At 68.6% G+C, this 7,039-nt stretch carries 5 protein-coding genes and 4 pseudogenes; 2 read left to right on the top strand and 7 right to left on the bottom strand.

The annotated features are described in order from the left end of the window. Nucleotides 1-381: pseudogene (locus AC1D1G_RS39070) on the top strand (glycosyltransferase family 39 protein); the annotation flags it as partial. Between the two features lie 4 nt (nt 382-385). Here the strand turns inward: AC1D1G_RS39070 and AC1D1G_RS39065 are convergent. The 3 genes and pseudogenes from AC1D1G_RS39065 to AC1D1G_RS39055 form a co-directional block, all read right to left on the bottom strand. Beyond that, entirely contained in the window at nt 386-1,831 is a 1,446-nt protein-coding gene (locus AC1D1G_RS39065; protein ID WP_477956275.1) for an outer membrane protein assembly factor BamB family protein, read from the bottom strand. Between the two features lie 5 nt (nt 1,832-1,836). Then, entirely contained in the window at nt 1,837-3,189 is a 1,353-nt protein-coding gene (locus AC1D1G_RS39060; RefSeq protein ID WP_477956274.1) for a hypothetical protein, read from the bottom strand. 141 nt (nt 3,190-3,330) lie between these two features. Continuing rightward, nucleotides 3,331-3,474: pseudogene (locus AC1D1G_RS39055) on the bottom strand (short-chain fatty acyl-CoA regulator family protein); the annotation flags it as partial. On the opposite strand from AC1D1G_RS39055, the pseudogene AC1D1G_RS39050 reads away from it, so the two are divergent. After that, a pseudogene (locus AC1D1G_RS39050) lies at nt 3,475-4,414 on the top strand (citrate/2-methylcitrate synthase). A gap of 51 nt (nt 4,415-4,465) precedes the next feature. Here AC1D1G_RS39050 and AC1D1G_RS39045 read toward each other — a convergent pair. From AC1D1G_RS39045 to AC1D1G_RS39030, 4 genes and pseudogenes are all read right to left on the bottom strand, one after another. Further along, nucleotides 4,466-4,600: a hypothetical protein gene (locus AC1D1G_RS39045; RefSeq protein WP_005254130.1), complete on the bottom strand. Its 135-nt coding sequence runs from the start codon at nt 4,598-4,600 to the stop codon at nt 4,466-4,468. A 95-nt stretch (nt 4,601-4,695) separates the two neighbouring features. Then, nucleotides 4,696-6,054, bottom strand: coding sequence for a T3SS (YopN, CesT) and YbjN peptide-binding chaperone 1 (locus tag AC1D1G_RS39040; RefSeq protein ID WP_477956273.1), 1,359 nt, complete (start codon nt 6,052-6,054; stop codon nt 4,696-4,698). Nucleotides 6,055-6,124: 70 nt separating this feature from the next. Further along, nucleotides 6,125-6,790, bottom strand: coding sequence for an ESX secretion-associated protein EspG (locus tag AC1D1G_RS39035; protein WP_477956272.1), 666 nt, complete (start codon nt 6,788-6,790; stop codon nt 6,125-6,127). 14 nt (nt 6,791-6,804) lie between these two features. Next, a pseudogene (locus tag AC1D1G_RS39030) lies at nt 6,805-7,039 on the bottom strand (PPE domain-containing protein); the annotation flags it as partial.

Below are 7,039 nucleotides of genomic sequence, written 5' to 3'. Positions count from 1 at the left end.
CCCGGCGACTGTGTGCTGTTCGACCTGAAGAACGTCTGGAATCCCGGCCCGATGCGCACCGTCGAGACCGTGGATCCGCCCGCCTTCGCCGCTCTCCGCGACATCTCGCGGGGATCGACGGCCGCGGAACTGGGCGGGTTGTGGGACGAGACGCTGGCGCCCGACCGCATCGCGGACCGGATCAGGAGTTGTTCCGCGATCTGGCTGCTGACCAACCGGTCCGCGGGTGTCGACAGCCACACCTGGGCGGCCGTCGATGCCCGTGATCCGGTGCGGCTCGGCGCCAACTACCGTGTCGTGCGGTCCTACGGTTTCGATGTGCAGGAGCGGTGGCAGCTCAACGTCAGCCAGCTCGTGCACTTCGTCCGGCCCGGCACGTAGCAACTCACCTCGCTGAGCCCAACCCGACCATCGTCCCCGACGTCATATAGACCAGGCGTGGGCTCGACGCCGCGACGACGGGTGTGCTGCCCCACGAGTCGTCGTCGATCACGGTCTGCAGGGGGAGCACCCACAGTTCCTCGCCGGACCGGACGTTCTCGGCGCGCAGGACATCGGATTCCAGCAACACTGCGGTGTCGCCCTCCGCGGCGACGACGGTGCCGTACGAGTCGGAGTGTCGTTGCCACAACCGTTCCCCGGACCTCAGGTCGAGTGCGGCTTCGGTCTTGCCCTCGTAGTCGCGCAGCAATGCCACCTCGCCCAGCACGGCCACAGCGGTGCCCTGCGTGGTGTTCGGGCCGTACGACTCCGGAGTGTCGACCCGTGGCGTCGACACGAGAGCGGGGCTGGTCCACAGCAGTTCGCCCGTCGTCCGGTCGTAGGCACCGTCGCCGAGAAGCACCGGAATCGTACTGTCGGCGGGGCGATCGACGGCGAGGGTGTGTGCGGCCTCCACATCCGATGCCGCGAGGACGCGACCGGTGCGATCGACGGCCTCGGAGCCCAGCACCTTGCTGAGGGTGCAGTCGCTGTGGACGCGGACGACCACCCCACCCTCGGTGGCCCGGGCGGACTGCGTGCAGTCGGGCAGGGTGCGGGTGAACGTCGGAGTCCCGGTCGCGAGGTCGAACCCCGTCACCTCCCCGCCGAGTTCGAGCACACCCTGACCGTGCTCGGTGCTCATGAGGTGACCGAACGCGTCCTCCCACGCCGAACCGAGATCGAACCGCTGCGACCAGCGGGCGTCGGGGTCGGTGGGCACACCGCTGTGCACCCGGATGTCGTCGGATTCCGGGTCGCCTTCCATCACGTACAGCCAGTCGTCGGCAGCCGTCATCGCCAGGATCGTCCAGTCGGTGGGAGTGCGGGTCACGGACCCGTTGTCGGTGTCGACCGCCAGGATGACGGGTGCGTCCTCGAAGGGAGTCGTGTAACAGACCATCCGCCCGGCAGCGAGGGTGTCGGCGCACCCGCCCAGCGACTCGACCGGCGCCGCCCAGCGCACCGATCCGGTGTCGGCGTCCACCCCGACCAACCGCGTCTCGTCCAGCGCCGACGTCTGCTGGTTCACCAACCCGATCATGGTGACCAGCACCTGTCCGGCGTCGACGAATCCCGGCTCGCCCGAGTCGAATCCGCTGCCGTACACCGGGTTGCGGAAGACGGCGAACTGCCGATCGTAGGTGGCGGCCGCATCCAGCGACCACTCGGCGCCGGGTGCATCGGGCGACGCCTCCGGGGCGTCGGGGCCCACGAAACCGGTGAGCCCGGGGATGTTCACCTTCGGGGACTCCGGGTGCACGATCACGGTGGTTACGGCGCCGGCGACGGTCACGATCGCCACGAGCGCTGCGGCCCAGAGGTTTCGGGTGCTCTTGTCGAGGCCCATGTCGGCTACAGCTCCAGTCCGGGGGTCGTGGCCAGGGATTCGAGAAGCTCGTAGGGGAGCGGAGTGGCCGGCAGCGTGGAGGTCGAGCTGACCGACACCCGGGTGCCCGACGGCCGTGTCAGCGTCACGTGACGGCCGGCCTCGTCGACGGCGGGTTCACCGGGGACGGTCGCCGCGGAGGTGTACCCGTCCCGTCGCTCCAACACGGAACCGTCCGGAAGTCGGGTGGCCTTCGCGGCCTGCGGGTCGTAGGACGGGTCGTACTTGTCCGGCTCGGGCGGCACGGTGTAGCCGCCCGCGATCGAGATCCGCAGGGTCCCCTCGGATCCGGGTGTGGTGACGTCGACGCTCTCACACACCGCGTTGTCGCTGTACTCGGCCAGTTGCAGCGATCCGAGCGGTCTCGACAGCGCGATGCGCTGATCGCGCCACGCGTCGTCGAGCACGGCATTCAGCCGGTCCAGATCGGCGCGGGTCAGCGCCGGTCCCTCGTCCTCGGAGCCGCCCCCCGACCCGCATGCCGTCGGGGGAGGCGAGGTGCCCGGCGGAACCGGTGTACTCGCCAACAGTTCGGGACGCAGCACGATGGCGGTGAGTTCGTCGAGGCTCAGTGGGATGGTGCCGCTGTACTTCGAGCCGGGGTCGGCCTCGGCGAAGTTCTCGTCGGTGGCGTCGGCATGGATCCACGTGCCGTCCGGGAAGTAGCCGGCGACGCTCCGGGACAGGGTGCGGTGGCCGTCGTACTCGGACCACGTGTCGTCCGCATCCAGCACGGTGCCGTCGGGCAGCGTCGTGCGACGGTCGAGTTCCCCGGCAACGCACGGCGGAATCGGCCTGTCCRCCTTGCTGACCGACAACCACAGCGACCCGGGGGACGAGTCCCGAAGCAGTGGTCCCCGAGCGCTGGTGACGCCGCCGAAGTCGTCCTCGACGTCCGGTGGCTGCTCGTACTCCGGAATCGGCTCGAACAGCAACGACTCCGTGGGGCTGACGAGGGGGATCTCCACCGCCTCCGGCAGGGCGTCGAGGACGGCGGCAGTCATGGCCGAGGCCTTGAGTGCCGAGAACCACGGGTAGCGCGGGTTGTCGTAACTCTGCTCGCCTCCGACCCACATGGCGAAGGCTTCCCCCTCCGACGGCGGTTCCACCGTCGCGCACCCGGGAATGTCGACGGGATACTCGACCGTCGGCGTGACGTACGACGGGGCTTCGGCGGGACCGTCCGCGATGAGGTCGACGGTCGCCGGGCCGGATCCGGTATCGAGCAGTCCCGCGACGATCACCCCACACGCCATGATCGACACCACGACGAGTCCCGTCGTCCAGCGGTCCTTGCGCCTGTCCGCGCCGTCGCTCATGTGCCCCCACCCGTGTCGCAGGCGCTCATCCCGAACGAAGGAGCATCCGAAGTCCTAGTCGTCACGATTGCGAGCAGCGTTACCGCCCGTGAGTGGTCGACGAGTCCCTGGACTCGTTAACCGCGCACGGGCGCGGAGCGCCTACCGGCCCTGCGGATACGGGAGATGGCCGCTGCTGTCCTCGTTGACGAGAACGGCCCGGCCCAGTTGTGGGAAGGCGCGTTGCGCGCTCGCGGGCCGGTCGCAGACCTTGCAGCCCGCGCCGATCGGGACGACCGTTCTCGGGTGGTGCCGGAGACCAATTCGCTGACCTACCGCGGCTACGCGGTGCAGGACCTGGCAGCGCACTGCAGCTTCGAGGAGGTGGCGTACCTGCTCTGGTACAACGAACTTCCTACCTCGGCGCAACTGGAACAGCTACCTCGGCGCGGAAGACCCGGCGGAGGACGATAATTCGCCGTCCGAGAACCTCGCGAAGGCGCTGCGCATGACGGCGGTGCTGCCCACGATCGTGGCCGCCGACTTCCGGCGCAGGCGCGGACAGGACCCGATCGCACCGCACTCGCACCTGGGGTTCGCGGAGAACTTTCTGAACATGTGCTTCGGGGACGTGCCCGATCCGGCCGTCGTCAAGGCGTTCGAGGTGTCGCTGATCCTGTATGCGGAGCACAGTTTCAACGTGTCCACGTTCGCGGCTCGCGTGGTGACGTCGACACTGTCCGACATCTACAGTGCGGTCACCGCGGCGATCGGGGCGCTGAAGGGTCCGTTGCACGGCGGCGCCAACGAGGYCGTCATGCACGACATGCTCGAGATCGGCGAGCCCGACCGCGCCGAGGAGTGGCTGCTGGGCACACTCGCCGCCAAGGAGAAGGTGATGGGTTTCGGCCACCGGGTCTACAAGAACGGTGACTCGCGGGTACCGACGATGAAGGCGGCACTGCTCGACATCGCCGCCGCCACCGGCGGCGCGAAGTGGGTGCGGATGTACGACATCCTGGAGAAGACGATGGCCGACGCCACCGGGATCGCGCCGAATCTCGACTTCCCGACCGGTCCGGCGTACTACCTGATGGGATTCGACGTGGAAATGTTCACGCCGATGTTCGTGATGAGCCGAATCACCGGGTGGACCGCCCACATCATCGAGCAGGGCGCGTCGAACAGTGTGATTCGCCCGCTCAGCGAGTACTCGGGCGTCCCCCAGCGCTCCGTCGTCGCCTGACGGCTTGTGCGCCTTTGTGGTTGCTGCCGCTACCAGAAAGGCGCACGGGCGTTAGCGCTTCTTGACGTGCGAGACGATTTCCGGATCGCTCTGTCCGTTCGTCTTCATCTTCTTGTCGGCGCGCTTCTCCTTCAGCGACTTACCGGATTTCTTCGACATGGAATTGCGGGGCGATTTGTCAGCCATGGACCATCCCTGAATGCGGAACCTGGACGGCTCCGATAGTGCTGACAGTACGCCACATCCCGGGAAACCCGGACCGATCGTCGAAAGGGCGGGTTCTAGGACGACGGATCGTCGAACAGGGTCTGCTCCTCGGGATTGGTGAACAGTCCCATCTGCTCAGGCCGCGGCTTGGTGTCGGGAGCGCCCGTCGTCGGGGGCAGCACGACGGTCCGGAGGGCGTGGCGGAGGGCGCCGACGACGCGCTCCCACTGGTCGGCGGACGCGTCGTCGGTCTCCCACAACCGGGACACCCAGGCGGTGCCGGTGTCCAGGAGCACGAGGATCCGGTCGCGGTCGTGACCGCAGACGTCGGCGACGACAGCCGGATCGGTTTCGATCCCGGGCCCGGGATCGAGATGGAACAGCGTCTGAAGTTCCTTCGGGAGGTCGGTCGACGACATCCGGCTCTCGGTGCGAGGTGCCGCGTCCGGTTCGGGTTCCCCGTCGGGTCCGGAGTCGCGGTTGAAGAACAGTTCGCCACCGAACCGCGACSCGAACTCGCTGTCGACGGTGCGCAGGAAATCGGAGAACGCCTTGCAGCTGTCGGTGAGGTGCTGCGGGACGAACGGGTTACCCGACACTTCCAGGAACGCCGACAACCGGTCGTCGACCAGCACGAACTTGATCCGCGACCACATGCGGTTGAGGTCGGCGGTGACCTCGGCGGCCCGGGTGCGGTCGCTGATGTCGTGCACCAGCGGCGCGAACAGTTGCACGTCGACGGTGTCGGCGAGCGGGCCGACGAACAAGATGGTGTTGCCCATCCGGATCGGGACGTCGCCGTCCGGGTCGCGTTCGGGCAGCAGCCCGAGCATCGGGACCAACGCGAGAGTGATCAGTTCGTGGAGGTGCTCGACGTCGCGCGGGACCACGGCGGCTGCGGGGTCGAGCTGCGCGACCAGCGGCGGCCGCACCGCAACCGGGTCGAACGTGGCCTCGGGATCCGTACTCGACGTCTCGGTGCTCAGGAACGCGGGATGCGTGATTCCCCAGACGTCGCGGAACGCGGCCACGGCCATCGCGGCCAGCTGATCCGACCACGACAGCTTCTTGTCGACGTAGAACGCGGGGGAGCCGTCATCGGGTTCGTCGTCCGGACCGCGGGTCGGCCGGTTCCAGCCCAGCTCGGTGAGGTACGTCTGCTCGGCGTCGGTCAGTGCGCGGTCGGGGTGCAGGTAATGGTTCGACGGCACCTCGCAGCGCACCGTGTCCCCGTCCCACACGACGAACTGGATGCACGGCATCAGCCCCTGGGATTCGTCGAGCTCCTCGAACCCCGATTCCAGGACCAGAAGGTCCTCGTCCTGCATCGCTGCCAGATAGTCCGCGAGGCGCCGCTGGAACTCGGCCCAGTCGCGGTTCACACTCGAATCCAGATCGAAGTCCTGCATGTCTGCTCCGTCCGGGTCGACCACGAATCACCTACTTCCGCTCTATACGGTAGCGGCGATCGCCGAGACCGCAGCGCAGGAGGGGGTGGCGCGCTCAGACGGGGTGACCGGCCGCGATCCGTCCGGTCAGCCTGGTGACGGCGTCGAGGAGGTCCCACGACGTGCCCGGTTCCACGGCCACGGCGGTATCGCCCCACACGAGGTACCGGCCGTCGCCCTCGATGTCCCGCCACGCCAGACCGCCGACGGGGCGTGGTGAGTGCCGCGAGCCGCGGACGACGGTGACGACCCCCTGGCTCGTCGAGGGCCTGTCGAGGATCCGGGCTGCCCGTGCGCTCCCGGCCGGTGTCGGCGGGACCACGATGCCCGCCGCCGTGCCCGGGTCGGTGTCGGGGAGCTGAGCGATCAGCTGCCGGCCGACGTCGTACGGTTCGCAGCTCCGGATCACCACTTCGGCGCCCGGATGCTGCACCGCCGCGATCCCGTGCCCGCGTGCCAGGGCGCCCGTCATGCGGATCGAGGTACCGCCGTCCACACCTGCCGAACCGGAGATCTCGATCCGGAGGTCGGGTTCGGCGAGCACCAGCAGTGCCAACCCGAGCGGGTCGTGTTCGGGGCCGGAGAAGTCGGCGCGGATCCGGCGCTGCTCCGCCTCGTACTCGTCGGCGGTGGCCAGCGTGCTCGTGACCTTGAACGGATACGGAATGCGGTCCTGTCCGGTCCGGGCCCACAACGCCGAGAACTGCGGACCGCTCAACACCCAATGCCCCACGACTATTCGCCGATCACCGCGGGTGTGACGAGGGGCAGTTTCCCGACGAGTTCGCTTCCCTCGTCGATGCTTTCGAGGTAGGTGGGTGGTTCCTCCTCGTCCTCCCGTGCGGCGGGCCGGACCGGGCCGCTCGGCCGCTCGGCGGTGGTCGTCCGGTGAGCGGACACGATGCCGCGCGCGTACTGCGCCACCCCGCCGCCGCCGGCGCCGGCCAGCGCCGCACCCGCGATCGAACCC

The organism is Rhodococcus sp. P3_B8, assembly GCF_056402775.1.
The sequence above is the reverse complement of the archived record's forward strand: the minus strand, read 5'-3'. Positions and strand labels throughout refer to the sequence as shown.